General features: G+C 68.8%; 19 protein-coding genes and 4 pseudogenes. 13 read left to right on the forward strand and 10 right to left on the reverse strand.

Annotated features, from left to right (window positions below; genetic code table 11):
* Positions 1-116: 116 nt before the first annotated feature.
* Positions 117-395: pseudogene (locus ACFXPL_RS34975) on the reverse strand (transposase); the annotation flags it as partial.
* Positions 396-638: 243 nt separating this feature from the next.
* Between ACFXPL_RS34975 and ACFXPL_RS34980 the strand changes: the two are divergent.
* The 3 genes and pseudogenes from ACFXPL_RS34980 to ACFXPL_RS34990 form a co-directional block, all read left to right on the forward strand.
* Positions 639-1,319, forward strand: a complete 681-nt coding sequence (locus ACFXPL_RS34980; RefSeq protein ID WP_384927196.1) for a TetR/AcrR family transcriptional regulator — start codon at positions 639-641, stop codon at positions 1,317-1,319.
* 12 nt (positions 1,320-1,331) lie between these two features.
* Positions 1,332-2,489, forward strand: coding sequence for an epoxide hydrolase family protein (locus ACFXPL_RS34985; protein WP_384927197.1), 1,158 nt, complete (start codon positions 1,332-1,334; stop codon positions 2,487-2,489).
* 83 nt (positions 2,490-2,572) lie between these two features.
* Positions 2,573-2,938, forward strand: a pseudogene (locus ACFXPL_RS34990) (nuclear transport factor 2 family protein); the annotation flags it as partial.
* A gap of 112 nt (positions 2,939-3,050) precedes the next feature.
* On the opposite strand, the gene ACFXPL_RS34995 reads toward ACFXPL_RS34990, so the two are convergent.
* Complete coding sequence (locus ACFXPL_RS34995) at positions 3,051-3,380, reverse strand: hypothetical protein (RefSeq protein ID WP_384927198.1); 330 nt, start codon at positions 3,378-3,380, stop codon at positions 3,051-3,053.
* A gap of 437 nt (positions 3,381-3,817) precedes the next feature.
* Here ACFXPL_RS34995 and ACFXPL_RS35000 point away from each other — a divergent pair, with 437 nt between their 5' ends.
* The gene (locus ACFXPL_RS35000; RefSeq protein WP_384927199.1) at positions 3,818-4,375 is read left to right on the forward strand and encodes a TetR/AcrR family transcriptional regulator; all 558 of its coding nucleotides are present in this window, start codon (positions 3,818-3,820) and stop codon (positions 4,373-4,375) included.
* Positions 4,376-4,390: 15 nt separating this feature from the next.
* Complete coding sequence (locus tag ACFXPL_RS35005; protein WP_384927200.1) at positions 4,391-5,296, forward strand: pyridoxamine 5'-phosphate oxidase family protein; 906 nt, start codon at positions 4,391-4,393, stop codon at positions 5,294-5,296.
* Between the two features lie 75 nt (positions 5,297-5,371).
* Here the strand turns inward: ACFXPL_RS35005 and ACFXPL_RS35010 are convergent, their stop codons facing one another.
* The 4 genes and pseudogenes from ACFXPL_RS35010 to ACFXPL_RS35025 all read right to left on the reverse strand — a co-directional run bounded on the left by ACFXPL_RS35010 (position 5,372) and on the right by ACFXPL_RS35025 (position 7,804).
* On the reverse strand, positions 5,372-5,911 hold the full coding sequence (locus ACFXPL_RS35010) for a transposase (RefSeq protein WP_384927201.1): 540 nt from the start codon (positions 5,909-5,911) through the stop codon (positions 5,372-5,374).
* A 131-nt stretch (positions 5,912-6,042) separates the two neighbouring features.
* Positions 6,043-6,366 (reverse strand): annotated as a pseudogene (locus tag ACFXPL_RS35015) (ISL3 family transposase); the annotation flags it as partial.
* A 1-nt stretch (position 6,367) separates the two neighbouring features.
* Positions 6,368-6,871 (reverse strand): YbaK/EbsC family protein, encoded by a 504-nt coding sequence (locus ACFXPL_RS35020; RefSeq protein WP_384927213.1) that lies wholly within the window; start codon positions 6,869-6,871, stop codon positions 6,368-6,370.
* A gap of 3 nt (positions 6,872-6,874) precedes the next feature.
* The gene (locus ACFXPL_RS35025; protein WP_384927214.1) at positions 6,875-7,804 is read right to left on the reverse strand and encodes a DMT family transporter; all 930 of its coding nucleotides are present in this window, start codon (positions 7,802-7,804) and stop codon (positions 6,875-6,877) included.
* A gap of 80 nt (positions 7,805-7,884) precedes the next feature.
* Between ACFXPL_RS35025 and ACFXPL_RS35030 the strand changes: the two genes are divergently transcribed.
* Positions 7,885-8,823 (forward strand): LysR family transcriptional regulator, encoded by a 939-nt coding sequence (locus ACFXPL_RS35030; RefSeq protein WP_384927202.1) that lies wholly within the window; start codon positions 7,885-7,887, stop codon positions 8,821-8,823.
* Between the two features lie 476 nt (positions 8,824-9,299).
* Here the strand turns inward: ACFXPL_RS35030 and ACFXPL_RS35035 are convergent, their stop codons facing one another.
* Positions 9,300-9,590, reverse strand: coding sequence for a hypothetical protein (locus ACFXPL_RS35035; protein WP_384927203.1), 291 nt, complete (start codon positions 9,588-9,590; stop codon positions 9,300-9,302).
* Here ACFXPL_RS35035 and ACFXPL_RS35040 point away from each other — a divergent pair.
* From ACFXPL_RS35040 to ACFXPL_RS35050, 3 genes are read left to right on the forward strand one after another with little or no spacing between them, the layout of a single operon-like run.
* Positions 9,555-10,151, forward strand: a complete 597-nt coding sequence (locus tag ACFXPL_RS35040; RefSeq protein WP_384927204.1) for a hypothetical protein — start codon at positions 9,555-9,557, stop codon at positions 10,149-10,151. The genes ACFXPL_RS35035 and ACFXPL_RS35040 overlap by 36 nt on opposite strands.
* Positions 10,148-10,375 (forward strand): hypothetical protein, encoded by a 228-nt coding sequence (locus ACFXPL_RS35045; RefSeq protein WP_384927205.1) that lies wholly within the window; start codon positions 10,148-10,150, stop codon positions 10,373-10,375. Before ACFXPL_RS35040 ends, ACFXPL_RS35045 begins: the two co-directional genes overlap by 4 nt.
* Entirely contained in the window at positions 10,376-10,858 is a 483-nt protein-coding gene (locus ACFXPL_RS35050; RefSeq protein ID WP_384927206.1) for a phosphopantetheine-binding protein, read from the forward strand.
* 58 nt (positions 10,859-10,916) lie between these two features.
* Here the strand turns inward: ACFXPL_RS35050 and ACFXPL_RS35055 are convergent, their stop codons facing one another.
* Complete coding sequence (locus ACFXPL_RS35055) at positions 10,917-13,736, reverse strand: hypothetical protein (protein WP_384927207.1); 2,820 nt, start codon at positions 13,734-13,736, stop codon at positions 10,917-10,919.
* A gap of 408 nt (positions 13,737-14,144) precedes the next feature.
* On the opposite strand from ACFXPL_RS35055, the gene ACFXPL_RS35060 reads away from it, so the two are divergent.
* On the forward strand, positions 14,145-15,851 hold the full coding sequence (locus ACFXPL_RS35060; protein WP_384927208.1) for an IS1182 family transposase: 1,707 nt from the start codon (positions 14,145-14,147) through the stop codon (positions 15,849-15,851).
* A gap of 99 nt (positions 15,852-15,950) precedes the next feature.
* On the opposite strand, the gene ACFXPL_RS35065 is transcribed toward ACFXPL_RS35060, so the two are convergent.
* Complete coding sequence (locus ACFXPL_RS35065) at positions 15,951-19,310, reverse strand: S8 family serine peptidase (RefSeq protein ID WP_384927209.1); 3,360 nt, start codon at positions 19,308-19,310, stop codon at positions 15,951-15,953.
* A 195-nt stretch (positions 19,311-19,505) separates the two neighbouring features.
* Between ACFXPL_RS35065 and ACFXPL_RS35070 the strand changes: the two genes are divergently transcribed.
* Together ACFXPL_RS35070 and ACFXPL_RS35075 are read left to right on the forward strand one after the other, a co-directional pair.
* Positions 19,506-20,027 (forward strand): hypothetical protein, encoded by a 522-nt coding sequence (locus ACFXPL_RS35070; protein WP_384927210.1) that lies wholly within the window; start codon positions 19,506-19,508, stop codon positions 20,025-20,027.
* Positions 20,028-20,053: 26 nt separating this feature from the next.
* Positions 20,054-20,467: a hypothetical protein gene (locus ACFXPL_RS35075; RefSeq protein WP_384927211.1), complete on the forward strand. Its 414-nt coding sequence runs from the start codon at positions 20,054-20,056 to the stop codon at positions 20,465-20,467.
* Positions 20,468-20,683: 216 nt separating this feature from the next.
* On the opposite strand, the gene ACFXPL_RS35080 is transcribed toward ACFXPL_RS35075, so the two are convergent.
* Complete coding sequence (locus ACFXPL_RS35080; RefSeq protein WP_384927212.1) at positions 20,684-21,709, reverse strand: IS3 family transposase; 1,026 nt, start codon at positions 21,707-21,709, stop codon at positions 20,684-20,686.
* Between the two features lie 487 nt (positions 21,710-22,196).
* On the opposite strand from ACFXPL_RS35080, the pseudogene ACFXPL_RS35085 reads away from it, so the two are divergent.
* Positions 22,197-22,268, forward strand: a pseudogene (locus tag ACFXPL_RS35085) (antibiotic acetyltransferase); the annotation flags it as partial.

The raw sequence follows: 22,268 nt of genomic DNA on the forward strand, positions 1-22,268 counted from the left end.
ACTCGCTACGACAAACGAGCCCGCCACTACAAAGCCCTGGTCACCATCGCCTGCCTGCGACTATGGCTCCCCGACTGACATTACGGACACGCCCTAGGGCCTGTGTGGAGTCGTGATCACGGCTGTGATCCGAGGTGTCGGATCCAGAGGAGGCCGGCGCATAATTCGAGTCCGGCCCGGCAGCTTTCAGGCTTTTTGTCGTAGCGGACGGCGAGGCCGCGCCAGTCCTTGATCTTGCTGATGGTGCGTTCGACGCTGTTGCGGAGCTTGTACAGCTGCTTGTCCCAGGTGACGGGCCGCCCGCCGCGTGAGCCGCGGTTCTTGCGGTGGGCGATCTGGTCCTTCTTCTCGGGGATAACCGCTTTGATCCCGCGTTTGCGCAGGCGCGAGCGGTTCTCCTCTATCCCGCGCTGGCCGGCGCGGGCAGTTGGTCACCGGGGCCGAGCTGTCCGCGATGAGCCAGGCCCCTTCGCTGGAACGCGGTTCCGCAAAGATTCTGGAACAAGGTTCCGCCACGTCGGAATGGGTGCGCGACAGCACTGACGCACACGAAGCCCGAGCCGCGGACCAACGCCCTGTCCGCAGCGGGAAGGTCCAGGGCTTGGCCACATCGAAACTGTACGGTACAGTTTTGTTTTATGGAATGGACCCGCAGATCCTCGACGACGCTCGCCGAGAACACGCGCCCGAAGCCCCGGCCGGGTTCACACAGCGCGGCTCGCGAGCAGGCGATCCTGGCCGCGACAGCCGAACTGGTGGTCGGGGTCGGCTATGAACGGGTGACCGTCGATGCGATCGCCACCCGGGCTCGCGCGTCGAAAGCGACGATTTACCGCAAGTGGCCGAGCAAGGCCGAACTCGTGGCTGACGCGTTGCGGCAGCACGCCGAGGGCCGTGCCGTCGAGCTGGCGGACACCGGCAGCGTGCGCGGTGATCTGCTGCTGACTGTGCGGAACATCGCGCGGACCTTCACGGGCGGCGACGCCGGACCGTCGCTGCTCGGCCTGCTGGAGGCCATTCGCGCCGATCCGGTCCTGCGTGACGTCGTACGCGCCCAGATCGACGAGCGAAGCGACCACGACGGCGCGCTGATCTGCGCGCGGGCCGTATCGCGGGGTGAGCACGTGGATCCGGAGCGCGGACCCGCAGTCATCGGCCTGGCCCTCGCGCACCTCTTCCTGCGCACCCTGCTGGGCGGCGAACCGCCAAGCGAGAACGAGCAGCGGATCCTCGTCGATCAGACCCTGCTGCCGCTGCTCAACGCCGAGGTCCAGTCCGACGGCGCTTCATCGGCATCAGGGCCGCACGCACACCACTGAAAGGTGACTCCCATGACCGGCCACATCGAATCCGTCCACCTCCGTGTCGCCGATGCCGAACTGGCCGACCTGCGCGAACGGCTCAGCCGCGTCCGCTGGCCCGAGGGGCGCACGGTGGCCGACAGCAGCCAGGGCCCGACCAGCGACAAGCTGCGCACCCTGGTCGAGTACTGGCGCGACGAGTACGACTGGCGCCGCTGCGAGAAGGAGCTCAACGACCTGGGCCAGTTCCGCACCACCATCGCCGGCCTGGACATCGACTTCCTGCACATCCGCTCCCCCGAGCCGGACGCCGTGCCGCTGCTCATGACGCATGGGTGGCCCGGGTCGGTGCTGGAGTTCCGCAAGGTCATCGGGCCGCTGAGCGATCCCGTCGCGCATGGCGGGCACACCCGCGACGCCTTCCACCTGGTGGTGCCGACCCTTCCCGGTTTCGGCTTCTCCGCCAAGCCGGCGCGGACCGGCTGGGACCTGCGACGGATCGCCGATGCCTGGATCGTCTTGATGGACCGGCTCGGCTACCACCGGTGGGCCGCCCAGGGCGGCGATCTCGGCTGCGGCGTCACCGACGAGATCGCCCGGCGTGCCCCGGCCGGGCTGATCGGGATGCATCTGAACTTCGCGATGTTCGGACCCACTCCCGAGGAAATCGCCGACGCCACGTCGCAGGAGCGGGCCATGCTCGGCAGCGCGAAGTACTTCTGGGACAACCTGTCCGGCTACGCCAAGCAACAGTCCACCCGCCCGCAGACCATCGGCTACTCCCTCGCCGACTCCCCGCTCGGGCTGGCGGCCTGGATCTACGCCATGTTCCAGGACACCTGCGGCACTCCAGGCGACGCGGAGGCCAGCTTCACCCTCGACGAGATGCTCGACGACATCATGCTGTACTGGCTGCCCAACTCCGCCGCCTCGGCCGCCCGGCTCTACTGGGAGATGGCGCAGGCCGGCTGGTCGAGTCCGGCCACGATCGAGAGCCCGACCGCCCTGCCGACCGGGTTCACCATGCCCCCGAAGGAGCACGTCCGCAAATCGCGTCGCTGGCTCGAACGCCGTTACAGCAACATCGTCTATTTCAACGAACTCCCGGCCGGCGGCCACTTCACCGCTCTTGAGCAGCCCGACGGCTTCGTCCGCGACGTACGCGCGACCTTCCAGCCCCTCCGGTGATCAATCCGCCGCCCAGAGGTAGATGACCCTGCCACGTAGCGGACGGCGTGCATCGTCGCGGCCGCGGCCGCCTGCACCGGCGCGATTGGAAGCTCGGCTGACCGGCGGCCGAGCACGGCCGTACTGCCACGCCGTGGATCCGTCACCGGTCCACCCGGGCCGACGCGGCCGCCCACTTTCGCGAGCTTGTCGAGTACCACGTACCGGAGTACGTGGCCACTGAGGTCGAGCGCATCCTCATCGACGGAAGCGACGCGGTCGCGCTCGGTGAGATTCGCCAGACCGCCCGGCCCACCGGACGTGCTTATCGCGCTCGGTTCGCTCTACATCTCACGGTCGAAGACGGCCTTGTCACCCGGCACCATGTCTACGAAGACAGCCTGGCTGTCGCCCAGGCATTCGAGCGGAGGATCGGTGAAGGGCCACCAGGCCAATCGCGAAGATGCTGATCACAGCCACTCGTTGATGGCCGCTACGAGGACGGTCGCCTCATAGCGGACCGCGAGCTTGTCGTACCTCGTGGCCACAGCGCGGTGCCTTTTGGGGTGATTGATACCGCACTCAACCGCGTGCCGAGCCTTGTAGTCCTGCGGATCGAACGTCGGCGGCCGGCCGCCGCGGCGATCCTCGAAGCACCCGCCCGAAGTACGCGTCGGCGTCCGAGGGCTCCATATCCCACAACGGACGCCCGAACCACGTCCGAATCTGCTCCAGATTCCCAACATCCCCGCGGATCGTGCCGTCCGCGAGCCCCGCCGAGGCCCGCGCCAGCACGAACCCCGACAGCACATCAGCCTCGAACGCCTCCAGTTCCTCAGAAGAGGCTGGCGCCCGGAGCTCGCGGAGATCACGCACCGCTGCCAGAGCCAACCCGAGCGTCCTCAACTTCATTCTGAATGCCGAACCATCGACAGACGTGAGACTGCTTCAGGAATCCTGAACTTTCTTCACTGAGAGGCAAGCCGCCCTCAGCAAGGCCAACAGCCCTGACCAGAGGGCCAAGCCGCCACGGGCACTCGGGAGAACTCACGGGATGTCGCACACTCCGGCCGGCTACGAGCCAGTGGCGTACCGGGCGAGGTCTGGGTGATGGATGCGCCATCGGGCGTCCGTTGTCGGAGCAGCGACACCCATGGCGAACGCGGCGTTGATGGCGATGCCGTCGGGCATGCGCTCCGCCTGGGTACGGCCGTTGGTGAGGCCCGGGAACTGTTAGCGCAGCGCTGCGACGATGTGCGTCCCCTGTCGGAACCGTGGATCGTGATGAGCGAGCTCCCTGTCGCACCTCGGGATTTCGCATTTTCCCGAACGTTCGGTAAATTATCGCTATGGGACGGACAGCGAGTGTCGACGATGAACTGATCCATGCACGGCTCGCCGGGGTCTTCCGGGCCAGCGGGTACGCCGGAGCGTCGCTCTCCGACCTGTCGCGGGCGGTAGGGCTGCAACGCGCGAGCCTCTACCACCGCTTCCCGGACGGCAAGCCCGCCATGGCGGCCGCCGTGCTCACGAGCATGGAGACCCGGTTCGACGAGATCTTCGAGCCGCTCGCTTCGGAGCCGGATGTCGCCGAAGGCGTCGCCGAGATGGCACAGCGGATGGCGCTCGTCTACAGGGACGGCCGCATGGCCTGCGTCCTCGACACGATGACACTGATCGGGGCGCCGCAGGACATCAGGGCCCACGCCACCCGGCTTGCCCGAGCATGGCTCCAGGCCATGGCCGGCGCCGCCGCCAGGGCCGGGGCGGGCGAACAGGACGCGGAGAGTCGGGCCCGTGCCGCGCTCGTCCGTATCGAGGGCGCCCTGGTGGTAGCCCGCGTCCTGGACGACCCTTCCGTTTTCGATCAGGTCCTCGGCGAGCTGCCCGACCTGCTTGCACGCTAATCAAGGAGGCACCCCATGGCGCTGCCCATAGATCATGCCGGTGAGCAGGCGGTCCAGCGGAAGGCTGACGAAGGCGGCCCCGGATGGGGATCGCCGATGTTCGGCCCGGAGATCCCGCACGGGTTCTACCCATTCATCCGCGCCCAGCAGATGCTGATCATCGGAGCCGCCGACGACGCCGGCGCCGTCTGGTCGACGATCGTGACGGGGCATCCCGGCTTCGCCCAGCCGGTGGACGACCGGACCCTCGTCATCCGCGGGCTGCCCGCACCCGGCGATCCGCTCCGCCATGCCTTCGACGTGGAACGCGTCATCGGCGTGCTCGCCCTGCACCCGCAGACCCAGCGCCGTATACGGGCGAACGGCGTGGCCAAACGCGACGGCGACGGCCTGCGGATGCGCACCGAGCAAGTGCTCGGCAACTGCCCGAAGTACCTGCAGAGCCGCGTCACCACCGGGCCGGCCGATGTCGCGCCGACCGGGAAACCGCGCACCGGCAAGGAGCTCACCAACGACCAGCGACGCTGGATCGAGCAGGCCGACACCTTCTTCATCGCCAGCCGCGCCCCCGAGCACGGCGCCGACTCGTCACACCGCGGCGGCATGCCGGGCTTCGTCACCGTCGCGGGGCCCCGCACACTGCGCTGGCCCGACTACACCGGCAACCAGTTCTACATGACGCTGGGTAACCTGCACCTCGACCCCGCGTGCGGCCTGCTGTTTCTCGACTGGGAGCGCGGCCACACTCTTCAGCTCACCGGCACGGGCCGGATCGACTGGGACCCCCGCAGCGCCGCGGCGTACCCAGGGGCCCTGCGCGTCGTGGAGTTCGCCATCGACACCGTAGTGGAGATCGACAACGCCAGCCCGCTGCGATGGGAACTCCTGAACTACTCCCGGTTCAACCCGCCCGTCGCGTGACCGGCCGGACCGGAGAGCGGTCCGCGATGAGACGGAGGCCGACGCGACGAACGCGCTCCCGCCCGAAAGATGTGGTCAGGAAATCCTCCCGGGAACTGCACCCTGCTGCTGCGCCCTGGACCGAGGTCGGCCCACAAAGCCTGAACTTGAGAGGAGGAAGCCCTTCCACTGCCGACTGTGGAAGGGCTTCGGGGGTACTACTGCCAGGTGCACCGATGCCTGGCACAGTCCGACACCGCCGATTGCACCGGAGTATCGCCGGCCGGCGCCCACGCAGTCCGTGGACGACTTCGCATCGCCCGTCTCGTCCGCCACCAGCACCACGCTCTGACCGGCGAGTTCATCGATCACGAGGCAGGCGATCTCCCGCCGGGCCCGCTCATGGTCGAACCGGGCGCGCGAGAGCAGGTGCTGCAGCCTGCGCGGGCCCGGATGCCCCAGAACCTGCGCGAGCGTCCAGCAGTTCCGCGCGTCCACCTCCAGCAACAGCCCCACGACCAACTCCGCCGCCGTCGCCCGGGCTTCACGTCGCGCGAAGCAGCCCGCGACCGCCCACATCGCCCTCCCGAACGCCTCGCCCCACGCCCGCTCGGCTATCGTTGCTTCCACGGCCACCGCGTCTTGATACGTCGTCACAAACGTTCATGACCACGGTGGCCGTACTCACGCCCGCATCCACCCCGGCAACACACTGACCAGCTCAGCCGCGGGGACTCCAGATGCCGTGACAGAGCCGAACGTTTTACAGTCCCCACGCCTTCGGTGCGGCCGTTGTGGTGCGGCAAGGTGAGGCCGGCGTTCACGGCGGGCCGGTCGAGTTCGAGGCCGCTGGTGAGACTGCGCAGGTGGGGCAGGTCGACGGCTCGGGCGGCCTTGATCCACTCGGTGAGTTTCACGTCGTTGCCCTCGACCGGTTTCAGCAGGGCGGCGAAGCTGCCTACGAGATCGGCAAGTGCGGTCATCTCCGGGCAGGCCGCGGCGATTTTCTCCAGCAGGGTCGTTTCCTTCGGACGCAGGTTTTCGGGGTGGCTCTGTTCAGCTTGTGGGTGCCGTCGTCCACCGATACCGGGGTCAGGTAGTGGTGCGTTCATGCCGGTCGGGTTCGTGGGCTGCGGTAGGTGCAGGGCTGGCGATGTGTTCGATGCGCGGTTGGGCGAGTCGGGCGTAGTCGGCACCCGAAATGGTGGCTGTGCGGTCGAGGCGGGCGGCGTTGAAGTAGAGCTTTGTTCGGGCGGCGACTTCGGGGTCAGCCACGAGTTCGACGTCGGGATCGAATGCGAAGGGAAGAACAGTGCCGGGGGCGGCGTGGGCCAGTCGTTCTGCGGTTGCCGGTCGTTGAACCCGACGTACCGGGCGTTGAAGAGCGCGCGGACGGCGTCCAGGTCGACGCGTCGGTCTCCGGGGACGACGGCGAGTACGTGGCGAGTGGTTCGCCGGTCGATTCTGACTCTGAGGATGATGCGGTGCCCTGCGTGGGACACGGGGTGTCCGCGCAGGGCGCTGACCGAGTCCGTGGTGCCGTCCGGTTCGTGATCGATGAGAGCCGGTAGGACGTCCGAGTGGTGTCGAACAGATCGATCAGGCGCTGGTAGGTGTCGTTGTCCGGAACGCTGTCTCTTCCTTCGCGGTGGGTGGTGCAGTGGTGCGGTGGGTGCGTTCGATGACCTGCCCCCAGTACGTTCCGGCGATCATCAGCGCGGCGCCGAAGGATGCCCACACGGTGAGCCGCTCGCCGCCGAGGCTGATCCCGATGGCGACGGCCCAGATCGGTTCGGTGCCCAGCAGCAGGCTGGCCCGGCTGGCCGAGGTCTGCTGCACGGCCCAGGTCTGGGCGAGGAAGGCGAACACGCTGCAGAACAGGGCGAGATAGATCAGCTGGAACCAGGTACTGGCACTGCTGTGGGCCAGGCGGGGAAGGTGGGAGATCGCGAGGGGCAGGAACAGTGCCGTGCCGACGACCGTCTGAGCGGTCGTGAGGTGGAGCGGGTCCATGGGGCGGCCGGCGGTGAGCCGGCCGACGAGCGCGACGTGCCCTGCCCGTACAACTGCTGCGGCGAGTATCAGGGCGTCTCCGAGCCGTGGCGCGTGCAGTCCAGTACTGGAGGTGAGCAGCCCGACGGCCAGGACGCACAGGCCCGCGGCGAGGAAGAACGCCGGGGGGAGCCTGCGGCCCCCACTACGGTCCAGCAGGGGGGTGAGCACGATGGTGAGACTGATGATCAGTCCGGCATTGGCTGCGCTCGTGTGCGCCACCCCGTAGGTCTCCAGCACGAGAACGGCAGCCTGGGTGACTCCCAGGAGCGATCCGGTGCGGACCTCGTCGCGGGTCCAGACCCGGCGGCGCATGGCGACCAGGGCGCCGCAGGCGAGAGCGGAGATGGCGTACCGGGCGAACAGCACCGCCAGAACCGGGAGTGCGACGGTGGCCGTCTTGGCTGCCAGATAGCTGGAGCCCCAGACGAGCGCCACCAGGAGAAGAACCGCATCCGTGCGGCGGGCAACGAGCATGCCCCCACCCTGCACGACCAGCATGTTGAAGACCACAGCCAACTTCTTAAAGGAACCTGTAGTAGCCCTACACTGACAGGATGGATGAGCGACAGCTGCGGATCCTGCGGGAACTGGGAGAGCTGGGGAGTGTCACCGCAGTCGCGGAGGCGCTGCACGTGACACCGTCCGCGATCTCCCAACAGCTACGACTGCTACAGCGTTCGGTTCCGGTCCCGCTGACCGAACGCGCCGGCCGCCGGGTGGTGCTGACAGACGCCGGGAAGGCTCTGGCTGCTGCGGCCATCGAAGTGGAGACCGCTTTGGCCCGGGCACGTCACACCGTCACCGACTTCACGCAACAACCGGACGGCAAGGTATCTGTGGCCGCGTTCCACAGCGCGGCCTCTGCGTTCTGGCCGCTTCTGCTGCGCAGCTTCGCCGACCCCGGCAGCCCCCGCCTGGCTCTCGCCGACGAAGATGTCGCACAGCACCGCTTCCCCGCCCTTACCCGTGACTACGACCTTGTGCTCGCCCATCGCCTTGGCCACGGTCCGCCGTGGCCGCGCACCGTGATCGCCGCCACTCTGCTCCACGAACCTCTCGATGTCGCCCTGCCGGCCGGTCACCCTCTGGCCTCCAGGCCGCAGGTTTCGCCCCGGGATGTGGCAGACCAGCCGTGGATCACCGTCCACGACGGTTTCCCACTGATGGCCACCATCGAGGCCATCGCCAGCGTCGCCAACCGCCGGCTCGACATCGTCCACCCCATCCACGAGTTCGCGGTGGTCGCCGAGGCCGTGGCTGCCGGCGGCGGCCTGGCACTCATGCCGCGCTGGACCACCCGCCCACACCCCGGCGTCGTGCTCAGACCGCTGAGCGGAGTCCACGCCCTGCGCCACATCGATGTACTCCACCGGCCAGAGCGCACCGCACGAAAGGCCGTCCGAACGGTCCTTGTCGAGCTGCACCGCGCCGCCGCAGCGATCCGAGGCCGACAGCGCAGCACGCCCCAGCCCGAGGCCCACAACCACGCCTGACCATGCTCGGTAGCTTCGACCGAACTGCCCCGGCCCAGCAGGTCAGGAATGACAACCGTCACCCGAGCCGTCCCCACTGCGGACCTGGAGTTGACTCAGGCTACTTGGCCGAAGCCCTCTGCATTCACATCGCGGAGCGGGGTGAAGTCGACGTCCAGCTTCGGCTGCCGTGCCCGCAGCGGTGGGGGCTGTCCTCGGCTATGTCCCGGCTGCCGTCGGATACGTCGATGACGACCTCGGCCTGCCCTTGCCCGACGCGGACTTCCCCGATCAGATCCGCACCCTGACCACCTGCGGCAGGCACGTTCTTCCACTCGGATCACAGAGCGTCGAGAACTCCATGATCTCGGAAGTCCGTGCCTGTCACGTTCCCGGAACCCCGCCGGGCCAGCAGATCATCACGAACCGGACGTCAAGCAACTACGCCGAAGCCCTGAGAGGTCTCGGGCCCTTTCGGGCAGGTCGGTCAGGGAGCGTCAGAGGGCGAGCGGTGCATGCACCGTGCTGAACAGTTGGGTGAAGTCCTCGCTCCAGGGCCAGCGCTCGGGCAGGTGCAGGGTGAGGCGGCGGGCGGAGCAGGCCAGGCGGGCGGGCACGTTGATCAGGCGGTCACGGATGGTGGCGGTGGTCGCCCTGGCATGGAACGCGGAGGCCGGGGCGCCGGCGGCGCGGGTCAGGTTGGGTGCCAGGGCGAGCCACGCGGCATTGGCCTGGAAATGACCGGACGGCGCGTGGGCGAAGCCGCTGTTCTTGACATCGGCGATCACCTGCTCGACGACAGCGTGCCGGCGGTGATCACGCTCGGCATCCCTCAAGGCGAGCGGGGAGTCGGTGAACGCGGCGTGGTAGCGCCAGGTATCGAAGAGCGTGCCCTGCCCGGCGGGAACGGTACCGGCGCTCAGGCGCTTGAAGCGGCGCGCGATCAGTCCGGCGGTGACCTGCTGTTTCTTCGGCTTGGAAGTGAAAGCGGTGTAGCGGATCTCGGCTGTCTCGGCGTCGGAGATCCAGCACTGGCCCTCCTCGTCCCAGACCGCTTGGGGATATTGATCGGTGTCCAGGCGTCCTCGTCGATGCGGGCGATGGTGGCTTTGACGGAGGCGTTCATCCGCATGGTGATGGAGAAGCGGGCACCCAGGGCCCGGCAGGCGTTGATGACGTCGGCGCCCGCGGCCACGCCGCCCACCAGCGACATCAGTTTCGCCGCTGGGAAGGTGCCGGTGCCGTCCTTCGAGGCGGGCAGCCGGACGTGCTCGTCGGCCAGCTTGGGCAGACCGCACCGCTCGGCCAGCCGCACCACCGGCTCCAGCCTCGGGCCGACCGGCAGGTGAAGATCCGGGGCATCCGTATCGAGCCGGGCGAGATCGAGGAGACCGCCAAGCGCTGTACGGGGGTCCGGCAGGCGGCTGTTGTCGCGCACGGCTCGGGGCCCGGGAAGCGGCTCGCCGCGTTCGTGGTGCCCGAGGAGGGCGTGGCACCGGACAGCCTGCCGTCGTCCGTACGCGAGGCTCTTCGGACCTGGCTCCCGCCGTACATGGTGCCGTTGGCCATCTAGGTGGCGGACGAACTGCCGCTGACGCCGAACGGCAGGCTGGACCGCCGTCTCCTGGAGACCTGGGCGGCGAAGCGGTCGGCCGAACCCGCGCCCGCGCCCGCGCAAAACGTGGATGCGGATACGGATACGGATACGGATACGGATACGGATACGGACGCGGACGCGGATCTGGACGCGGAGGGAATCGTGTCCGAGGTGTGGTGCGAGGTGCTCCAGGTCGCCGCCGTCGGCCGGGACGACGACTTCTTCGATCTGGGCGGTGATTCCTTCAAGGTGCTGCGCGTCGTAGAGACCCTCCGGGAACGGCTGCGGGCCGACATCCCCCCTGGCGGCGCTGCTGCTGGAGCCGACAGCGGCCGACTTCAGCGAGGAATTGCGCCGCATCATGGCTCACGGGCCCACGGACTGAACCTGGGGAGCCCAGGGAACGCGAAACGGGGGCCCGGAACTTCCGGGCCCCCGCATCTGATTCCGTTCAGTTGAAGTCGCTCGAAGCCAGCCGAAGCCGATCGAAGCCGATCGAAGAGCGGCTACAGAGCCACTACGGCGCGTCGGTCACCGTGCCGTCGAGGACCGGCCCCTCCAACCGTTCGCCGTCCATCGTCCAGAGGGACAGCTTGATCCGCAGCGACTCCTCCGGCTCGCTCACGCCGTCCGCGACGATGGGAATGGTCACGTCGGTGCTCAGCTCGCCCGGGGGGATGGCGATGGGCAGATTGAGCCCTTCCAGTTCGGACAGCGGCCGGGCGGGGGCCAGTGACTCACCGGCCGACCGGGCGGGGGGCGGTGACTCACCGGTGACTTCGCCGAGCCAGTCCGGGTCGACGTCGGTGGTGGACAGTTCGGCGCCGTCGACCGGTGCGAACGCGGCGTCGAACCAGATCTCCGTGTCGGCGACCGCGGACTGGGTGATCCGCCAGGTCAGGTTCTGCCCCTCGGCGACCCGGCTCAGGACCGGCGACACGCTGAACGTGGGCAGCGGGTCGTCGTTCTTCACGATCAGGCCGCCGCGGTGGTTGCCGACCACCGTGTCGTGGACGGCCTTCGCGAACACGTTGTACGTCGTGCCGTAGTTGTAGCGGGTGTTGCCGGGCACGTCGACCGGCACGTCGATGTTCTCGCCGCCGGGGCGCACGGTCACCACCCTGGACGTGGTCTCACGGGTCGCGGAGTCCGAGACGAAGAGCCGGATCTGTCCACTGCCCTGCCCGGAGAGCCGTACCGGCACGCGGTAGGTCTTGACTCCGGAGTCGCCCTCGTCGGCGGCCAGCCTGCCGATGTCGACGCGGGGCAGTGAGACCGGCTGTACGTCCGCCATGCCGGGGCGCCAGCCCCAGGCATCGATCAGCCACGCCTTCCCCGAGCCGCTGAGGGGGGTCAGTTCCAGGGACTTCACCTGCTTGAGGTCCAGCCCGGCCGTGGTCGCGGCGGTCAGCGGCACGCGTACCTCCTGGCCCCAGTACGAGGCCGTCTGCGAGGAGCCCGGCAGTCCGTCGAGGCGGATGTCGCCGAGCTTCGCCCGTCGGCCCGCGGTGTCCGTGAGGGACACGTCCATGCGGGTGCCGGTGGTGTTCGGGGGCACGATGACGCGCAGGGCCAGCGACTCGGCTCCGGTCACGGAGACCGGTCGCTCGGGCTGCACCCGTACCACGGAACCCGGCGTCGACCAGTCGAGCGCCACGGCGTTGCGGCCCGCTTCCCGTTCCGTCTCCCAGTCGGCGAAGTGCGGTGACCTGCCGGGCTCGTCAGGGTTCAGGCAGGCCGTCGCCGGGTCGGGGTCGACCTGCTCGCACAGCCGGCCGCCGTCCACCTTCACCGAGGGATCCGGCAGGAACGCGCCGGCGCGACGGGCGCCGACGGCGTGGGTGAGGACGCGGGCGGGACCCGCGGACTTCGCGCTTACGCCGGAGCCGTCCAGCAGTGGCCGGACCCGGTCGTCGCCCGCGACGAACACCTGGGCCGCGGCGGCTATGTACGTGGAACCGGCGGTCTGCTGCTGCTCGGCGGTCAGGCGCGTCGCGGTGCCCGGCGTGCACACCGGGTCCGGCGACTCCTCTTCGACCCAGAAGTCGTCGTTGGCGGGCGCCTCGGCCTGTCCCGGCGTCCACTCGGTGTTGAAGTAGTTGTGGTTGGCGCCGACCATGTAGACCGCGCTGTGCAGGGCGGCACCACGGCTGACGCCGCGTGTCCCGTCCACGAAGATCTCACCCTGCAGATCGCCCACATCGCCGTCGCAGCCGGGCAGGATCGTCATCGACGGCACGTCGGGAGTGGGGTTCTGCCCGAAGATGGTGGGGCCGATGAGGACGGTCCCGCTGATCTTCCAGCGCACCGGACCCTGGTAGCCGTCCCGGTCGGCGGGAGGCTCGGAGAGACTGTCCATCGCCGCCCGGTTCACGCCCTCGCCGCCCCGCGAGTGACCGACCAGGAGTACGCGCGAGAGGTCGGCCCGCGCGGCCTTCCGTACGATCGCCGGTGCCGAAGTCCGTCCGGCGCCGGACCAGTTGGCCCACTGGGCGAGGTGCTGCCGTACGAGGGAGGAGCGGGCCTGCGCTCCGCCGTCCTCCGCCAGGTAGTCCTGTCCGTTGACGCCGTTGGCGGATATGGACACCGTCACATAGCCCTGGGACGCCAGCAGTTTCTGGTCGTGCAGATAGCCGCGGTGGCTCGGTACCGGCTTCGAGTCGGTGGGGCAGGGCCAGCCGCCGACGAACTCGCCCTCCGGGCCCCCGGTGTAGCAGGTGGGGTGGCGGCCGTGCAGGAAGAGGGCGAGCGGGCGGTTGCCCTCGGCCTCGGCCGGCGCGACCACGGCCGCGCGCATCTCCACCGGTTCGGGGAAGTCGGGCAGCTTCACGGACTTCAGCTCGTACTCACCGCTGACCGTGCGGTACGGGCCGGGCACACCGGGGTCCACGGGGTTGGCGGGCGGCAGGGCCGACGGCTTCACCGGGGCCTTGGAGGCACGTCGCCGTGAGTCGGCCTCGATGCCGGCCTCGTCGAGGCGGCGGCCGGCGGCCCGTACCTGCAAGTCCTTCGCCGGTCCGAGCGCCACGCCCTGGAGGGCGAGGTTGAACGTGTGCCCGTCCTTGGCGGCGAGGGGCCGGCCCAGGAGCCGGTCGCCGGAGTAGAACTCGACGGCGGCGTCTCCCATGGGCACCGGTGTGGTCGAGCGCCAGGTCAGCTGCTGACCCGATCTCGCCCCGGTGATCTGCCAGCCCGCCGGCAGTCTGCCGTCGGGGTCGGCCGATGTCGCGGGCGGTGCGGGTTCGGCGGCGGGCCGGGCCTGCGCCACTCCTTGCGACCCCACCACCACCGCCAGCAACGCCGCAGCGGCGACCAATGTGCGCCGGGCATGGATCAACGTCGTTCTCCTCCTGTTTGGCTCCAGCGCCCGGGCACCTCAGTCGCCTCAGGTGTCCCGGGCATCTCTCTCGTCCCTGAGGAGAGGATGAGAATCGGGGCCACGGGGTTGTGCGGAGTTGACGTCCGATCGAGGCAATCGGGTGCCATAAGTGGAGCCTGGAGAAGCGGAGTTGACCTAGCGCGAGGCCGCCGACGGGCTACAACGGCGACGGGGGTCGTCGGACGGGCCCCGGGAGCCGGGCGTCGCCGGGCTGGGGGCACCTCCCGGCCGAAGGCTGGGGCAGGGACTTTCGAAACACGCCCTAGCTTGACTCTGTCGGGGATCTTGGAGTTTCCCGGTGCGGCAGCATGGTCGACGGGCATGCTCGGGTAGTTCCGCCGTCCGATGAAGCTGTCGAGGTGCCCGTTGTCCCTGCGCCCCCGTTCCGGTGAGCACGTTCCGCCTCTGACCGCGCAGATCGCGCGGGCGAGCAACCCGGCTGGCACGACGGCGATATGGGTACGGGACCGGCTGGACGGGCTGTGGCGCGACGAGGACTTCGCCGACTGGTACCCGCGGGACGGACGTCCAGGGGTTTCGCCTGCTCAGCTGGCCACCGTCTGCGTACTGCAGTTCCTCCTTGGCCTGTCGGACCGGCAGGCCGCCGAGTCGGTCCGCTGCCGCATCGACTTCAAGTACGCCATGGCCATGGAACTGGATGATCCCGGCTTCCACCACAGCGTGCTGGCCGACTTCCGCGACCGTCTCACCGAGGACGGCCGTGCCGACCGCCTCCTCGACCTCGCACTGGCCCGCCTCAAGGAGGCCGGACTGGTGCGCGAGCGCACTACGCAGCGCACCGACTCCACCCACGTCCTGGCCGCGGTGCGTGACCTGACCCGCCTGGAGCTGATCACCGAGGCGGTCCGCGCCGCACTCGAAGAAGTCGCCGGCACCTCCCCTCACCTGCTCGACGGGCTCATCGACGAGGACTGGGGACTCCGCTACGGCCGGCCAGTCCGCCTGGGCAAGAACCCCACCAAGCCCATGACCAGGATTCTTGCCGCCGGAGACGACGGCGTCCGGCTCCTGGAACATCTCTACCGGCACGGAGCGCACCGCACGTCCGGTCTCCGCGTCCAGGCCCTGCGCCAGATCATGGTGCAGAACTACCACCGTGACGCCGCAGGACGCCTGCGCTGGCGCACCGCAGAGAAGGAAGGCGGGCCCGGGCTACCGCCCTCGTCCCGGGCGATCGTCTCGCCCTACGACACCTCGGCCCGCTACGCACGGCACGGACACATCATCAGCTGGAAGGGGTTCGCCGCCCATCTGACCGAGACCTGCGCGTCCGACGGCCCCAACGTGATCACTGACGTGGCCACCACCGCGTCCACCACCCACGATAGCCAGGTCCTGCCCGGCATCCACACCCGCCTGGCCCGCCGCGGACTGCTGCCCGCCGAGCACCTGGTCGACGCCGGCTACACCTCCCTGCCCCACCTGGAACAAGCCGCCCGTGAACACCAGGTCACCGTCTCCGGGCCGCTGAAGAGCAACCCCACGCACCAGCACCGCCGAGGCGAGGGCTTCGCCCGGGACGACTTCCACATCGACTTCGACCTTCGGCGGGTCACCTGTCCCCAGGGCCAGGTCAGCGCGGGCTGGCACGGCCCCTACCCGACCTCCTCGCCCACCGCTGCCCCGCTGATCGTGGCACGGTTCACCAAGAGCCAGTGCCGTCCCTGCCCTGCCCGCACCCAGTGCACCAGCACCGCCGACAATGCCCGCACCGTGGGCTTTCCCCCGCGCGAGCTCCGCGACCTGCAACTCCGCGTCCGTGCCGAGCAGCAGACGCCCGAGTGGAAGGCCCGCTATGCGGTCCGCTCCGGAGTGGAGGGCACGGTCAACGAGTTCGCCCACGGACACGGCATGCGCCGCTGTCGCTACCGCGGACAGAGCAAAGCCCACGTTCAGCACGTCCTGACGGCCATCGCCATCAACATCGAGCGCCTCAGCGGTCTCCCACCAACGGAGAAGGCACCCCGTTCCCGACGACCGACCGCCTTCCAGAGCTACCTCGACCGGTGCGGGATCTCCAGGCCAAAATCCTGGCGCACCCTGGGCACCTGACCTTGACAACTCCAAGATCCCCGACAGAGTCAAGCTAGGGCGGAACGCCGTGTAGTTGGGGCTTGTTTCCCGGCAAGCCCTAACTACACGGCGTTGCGGTTAGCGTGTCAGGCGGTACGCGTCGGTGATCGTCACCGTGTGTGTGTCCCCGCCCGTGTCCGTCAGACGGGCTCGGAAGGAGACGGACCCGGCGTCCGCGGGGTGGGTCAGCGTCACCTGGCGCGTGCTCCCGGAGGAACGGACGTCCGTCTTCCGCCAGGTGGCCCCCGCGTCGTACGAGACCTCCACCGTGAGCGCCTTCACTCCCCGCGTGGCCGCCGCCCCCTCGACGACGAGCGGCACCGTCAGACGGGTGCCCGCCTTCGCCGTGCTGGCTGACGTCAGTTCGGGGGCGAAGCGGACCGAGGAAAGCGGCAGTACGGCTTCACGCGTGCCGGACACACGGCCGGAGACGAACGTCCAGGAGGCGCTGACCCGGGTGCTGACCCCGGAGACCTCGGCAGGCCGGGAGAACTCCGAGGTGAGGCGGTAGGACTGCCGTGCCGCGGGGAGCGTGGTGACGGGCCGGCAGCGCAGGTACTTCCTCTCCAGTGCGCTCGATGTGCGGTACAGGTAGGGGACGCCGCCCGAGGTGAGGGTGACCTTGGCCGTCCCGGTCACGGAGTCGCCGACATGGCCGGAGCCGTCGGTGAACTGCGGCAGACATATCTTCAGGTCGTCACCGGTACGCGACACGCCTCCGCCACCCGGTCCTTCGGCCAGGCTGGGGCCGAACACTCCGGTGTTGAAGGTCTCCGAGTAGCTCCGTCCGGCCCGGTACGTCCGGCCCGCGCTGCTCTGGTACGTCTCGTGGCCGTCGTCCGCGCCCTTCTGCAGGAAGTCGAAGCCCCAGGTGTAGTTCTTGGGCACGGTGACGTAGTGCCGCTGACGCCCCGGGAGGGCGAAGTCGGTGGCGGCGACGCTGTAGCCCTCGTCGAACGGCGAGTACCAGGCGGCCCCGACACTGCCCGTCTTGCCCGCCGCGGGAGCGCCCGCGCTGATGTCCGCGCGCGCGAGTTCGCTCGTACTTGTCGTGTGCGAGAAGCCGTCGAAGAACGAGCCGGATTTGGTGTACAGCAGGTCGTACGCGGTGTCGGTGCCCTTGCTGAAGGTGGCGCCGACCTGGGCCTCGAAACCGTCGGAGGGTGATGCCGAGGCGCCGGACTGGGCGATCCTGAGCCGCGAGAAATCACTGCCGGTCAGAATGCCCACGGCGAGACCCGACCCGGCCGCGCGCATCATGTACGAGGCGTAGGCGCCGTTGGACGTGGCGTCAGGGTCCGGTGGGGTGAGCGAGACCGGCTTGGCCTCACGGGCGTCCAGGACCGTGCGGGTGTCCGCGGTCAGCGACAGCCGCGGCTGCACCAGTTCCGCCGTCCCCGCGCCCGCACCACTCCAGGTGGTGACAAGGGCGAAGGCGTTGTACGCCCCCTTCGGCGCGCGGAACCGCGCGATGCCGTCGGTGTCCCGCTGGTTCCACAGCAGGGCCGGGCTGTCCAGGCCGTAGAGGATGATGAACGGGAAGTACGCCGGGTCGCCGTTGCCGTCGAGGACGTTCATCGTCAGGTCGTACGACTCCACCTCGGCGTCGGCCGCCAGGGCGGTGCGTACGCTCCGGCCGCCGCCAGTGGCGACCAGAGCGCCCGAGTAATCGCCTCCCGCCGGTACGGTGCGGGTGTCGGCGGTCACGTTCACGGAGGCGGTGCCGCCCGCGGGCACGGTGACGCGCTTCGGCGAAACGGTGAACAGCCCCCGGGGAGCGGGCTTTCCGTCGGCGTCGGTCGCCTGGACGGCCAGGCGGAGGGTGACCGCCGAGGTGCCGGTGTTGCGGTACGTGATCTTCTTGGTCAGCGGAGTGTCGTCGGTGTGCGGCCACTGCTGTGCACCGAAGCCGACGGACGACGCCTCACTGCTCACCGTCTGTCCGACGGCTTTCGCGACGTCCACCCGCCCGGTGCCCTGCTGCTGCGCGGTCAGGCCGGCCGTGGGCTTCGTGGAGGAGACGAGGGCCTGCTTGAGCTGCTGCCCGGTCCAGTCGGGGTGCCGCTGGGCGAGGATGGCCGCGGCGCCCGCGACATGCGGGGTGGCCATCGAGGTGCCGTTGAGGGAGACGTATCCGTCGCCGGCGGGGGTGCCTATCGTGCCCTCGGCCGCCTTGGCTGCGACGATGAACCGGCCCGGCGCGGTGAGGTCGGGCTTCAGGGAGCCGTCCTGGGTGGGGCCCACGCTGGAGAAGGTGGCGATCCGGTCCTGCTTGTCCACCGCGCCGACGGTGAGCGCGGCGGCCGCGCTGCCGGGAGAGCCGACGGTGCCGGCGAGGGGCCCCGCGTTGCCGGCGGCTACCACGAACAGTGTTCCGGTCGTGGCGGACAGGGTGTTGACGGCCTCTTCCAGCGGGTCGGTGCCCGCGCTGTCGGTGCCGCCCAGGGAGAGGTTGACAACGTTGGCATTCTGGTCGACGGCCCACTGCATACCGGCGATGATGTCCGACTCGGAGCCCGATCCGCTGTCGTTGAGGACCTTGGCGTCGAGGATCTTCGCGCCGGGGGCGACACCCTTGTAGCGGCCGCCGGACCTGGCGCCGGAACCGGCCGCGGTGGAGGCGACATGGGTGCCGTGGCCGACCCGGTCCACGTTGTCCGGCGAGGAGCCGAAGTTCTTCTCGGCGATCTCCTGGTCAGCCAGATCCGCGTGGGTCTGGTCCACGCCCGTGTCCAGTACGGCGATGGTGACGCCCTTGCCGTCGTAGCCGGAGGCCCATGCCGTGGGCGCGCCGATCTGCGGCACGCTCTGGTCCAGGCTCGCCGTCCGGGCGGCGTCCAGCCACACCTTTTCGATGCCGGAGGCGATCCGGGTGGCACCCGCCCTGGCGCCCGTACCGGCGTCCGTGAGTGCGTTCCACACCTGCGAGGCGTTGGCCCCGGACACCTCGACCGCCTGGCCGTTGATCACCGGCAGGTTCCGCTCGACGTCCGCGTCGGCGGCGGCGAGTTCCCGTTTCGCCGATTCCTCACCGGCCGTACGGTAGGTCACGATCAGCGGCGTCGAGTTCCGCTGTGTGTCGCCGTTGTCCGAGGCGAGCAGCTCCGTCACATCGAACAGCCGCCGGTCCACGGTGCCCTCGGCCAGCGGCCGCACCGCGTCCCCGGGGATCACGTAGCTGCGGTCCTGGTAGCGGTGGACCGAGATCGCGATGTCCTCGCGTCCCTCACCCGCCCGGACCCCGGTGACCCGCCCCGCACCGTCGGTCGTCACCGTGTCCCCGGTGATCAGGGTGACGGTGCGGCCGCCACTGTGCGCCGTACCTTCCGCCGGTGCGGTCTCCGCCGCGGCCGACAGGCCGGGTCTGATCCCGGGCGCCATGCCCAGGGCCAGCGCGGCGGCAACCGCCACGGCCCCCGAGCGCATCCATAGCCTCATGCAAACTCCGTTGTAGACATATGAGTTGAGTAGTATTCAGGTGCTGCCTTCGCGGGCGGCGGCCTCATGATCCCCATTGCGGTACCTCCGCACAAGGCCTCCCTGTTCGGGGTCGCGTTGCCGCACCACCAGCCGCCGCAGCTCCCAGCGGTCCGCTTCTACGACTCATTCGCCCGATCAATTACGTCTGAAGACTTGACGACGACGTTCCATGTCACTGATTCCGCGAGTCATCCAATGTATCGGCGCGAGGAGACGACGAACGCCCGGATCATCCTCGTCCAGACGCATATTCCTCGGATCTCTGACGGTGAGAAAGCCATCGATGGTGCCGGGAGCCCTCGGGAGGCCGAAGCCATGACCCCGATCTCCCGGCGAGCCTTCGTCGTGGGCAGCTCAGGAGCCGCGCTCGCAGTCGGCTCCCCGGTGGCCCGGGCAGACCACTCGCGCCACCGCGACGTGCGCGGGGGCCTGCTCGATGACGCCGCGATGGTCTGGAAACGCCTCCCCGACAGCTGGCAGGTCCCCGGTGCCGAGCAGGTCAAGGGGGAGCCGCCCTCGCAGAACAGCCGGAGACTCGCCGGCCACATGACCCTGATCGGTGCGGACACTGCCGACTTCGACGCCGCCGGGATGCCCACGCCAGGACCGAGAGCCAGGCACCACAGGGGATCGACGACGGAGACCCAACGACGAGATCGATCGGTCAGACCGTGACACTCAGGGACACCGAAGGTCACCCAATGCAGTTCACGCTCACCGGAATCGCCTATCGAAACGCATTCGCCAAGGACAAGACCCTCGCCCTGTCCGGGAAGTACGCCCTGGCTATCGCCTTCACCATGAAGTCCAAGACCGGAGGCATGCCCGGAGCGCAAACCGACAACGGCATCAAGTGGGAGCATGGCCCGGACACGGCCGAGGGCTGGGACTGCACGGACGCGCCGTGGTGGGGCTGCATCGACGCCCACACCCCCTACGCCGAGATCGAATCCAACCGGGAGTACAAGGCCATCACCGACATGAACGTGCCCACAAAGGGTGGAGCGCTGATCAATGAAGACGCCTACGGCGGCATCGCCCGCTGGCAACTCCCCGAAGCGGATTCAGGCAGCGGCGCCGAGCCCGCGACGAGGTTCACCACCGCGAACTGCTGAAAACGTACGCGCAGCGGAGCCTTCGTGCCCAGATACCTGACAGCCCAGGTCAGAGCGATCGAATCCAACCTGGAGATGGCCTCGAAGCATCAGATGCGCTGAGCCGTCCCCACCGCGCGAAACGATCAACCAGCTGACAGCAGACAACCTTCACCTCCCACGGTTGTGGTGGGAAGCGCATACTGAAGTTCCCCCCGCGAACTGGACAGCGGGTGTTTACGCTGCCGGAACGAGGCTCTGCCTGAGCAAGGATCCCGTTTCGAGCGGGGTGACGTACCCGTAGTCGGGGTGCCGGCGGAGCCGGCTGCGGTTGTACTCGACGTAGCGGAAAACGTCGGCCCGGGTGGCCTCGCGGGTCTCCCACATGGTCGTCCCGATCTCCGCTTTCAGGATGGCGAACCAGCTTTCCGCGGCGGCATTATCGTCACAAGAGCCGACGCGCCCCATCGACTGCCTCATGTGCAACTTGCGTATTTCGCTGCGGAATTCGTCACTCGTGTACTCGCTGCCGCGATCCGTATGCATGACGCAACCCTGCTCCAGGCCGCCACGCCCGGCCGCCATCCGCAAGGCGGCGACCGGCAGCTCGGCGCGGTGGTGGTCGGCCATCGCCCAGCCGACCACCTCCCGCGTCGCGAGATCGATACAGGTCGCCAGATACAACTTCCCTTCCAGCGTGCCGAGTTCAGTCATGTCACCGACGAGCCGCATCCCGGGCCGGGGCGCGGTGAAGTCCCGGCCGATCAGGTCGAGCGCGAACACCGCCCGCTTCGCCTGCCGGGTCAGGCCCCGCCGCCGACGGCGGGTGATCCCGACGATCCGGTGCTTGCGCATCAGCCGCTCGATCTTCTTGGAGTTCACCACCCGCCCGGCCCGCCGCAGGGCGGCGTGGATCCGCGGGACCCAGTAGGCACCGCGAGATCCGGCGTGAAGCACCCGGATCTCGCCCACCAGCACCTCCTCGGCCCGCTCCCGCACCGTCCGGGCCGGCCATGACGCCCTGTGCGCGTAGTAGGCGGAACGGGGCACTCTCTGCACACGGCACAGAAACGCAACGCTGTGACCTGCAGGATTACCCTCCGATACCTTCTCCGCATCGATGAAACGACACCGTGCCACGGTGTCTACCTCACCTTGTCCTGCGCGAAGAAGGCGGTCGCTTTCCCTGTGACTGCTTCCTCCGGGACCATCCGTCCCAGTATCAAGCTGTCCGGCCAGCAGGGGGAGCCTCAGGGTCTCCATGCGAAGAGCTCAGGACGGCCAAGGCGCAACCCAGATACCGTCCGGGGTCTTCCACGGACCTGGGACACAGCGGCGGTCCAATCCAGGTTGCCGCCAGAGAACGGTCGCATGTACACCATCGAGGCCATACTCAGCGGTCCTCCCGAAACCGAGACGTGCAGGCGAACTCGACATTGCTCACCTCGACCCAGTCGCCGACTCGGTGTCGTTCTTCGCGCTCAGGCGCGGGGAGAAGTTGGCGAGCACGACCGAAATGCGGGTCCGGGGCAGGTGAAGTCTGCGCAGGTGGCGACAGAAATACGGGCGCGCTGGCGAGCTACGCGTCAGCGACTCCGAGCACCCAACAGTCACACAGCGTTACCCTCAATGGTCGACGGCGAACTGACGGGTCATCATAAAAGTCAGCATTGACTCAGCATGAGTATGATCAGAAGTGATCAGAGATGACGAGACCAGCACATGCGCCGTCTCCGACTTCGTGCTCGTGACCGTGGTCGGACATGACGTCTGGTTCGGCTACCGCGCGACGGTGATGCCCGGCGTCCGCATCGGCAACGGT

It is taken from the genome of Streptomyces sp. NPDC059092 (assembly GCF_042756365.1).
Taxonomy (GTDB): domain Bacteria; phylum Actinomycetota; class Actinomycetes; order Streptomycetales; family Streptomycetaceae; genus Streptomyces.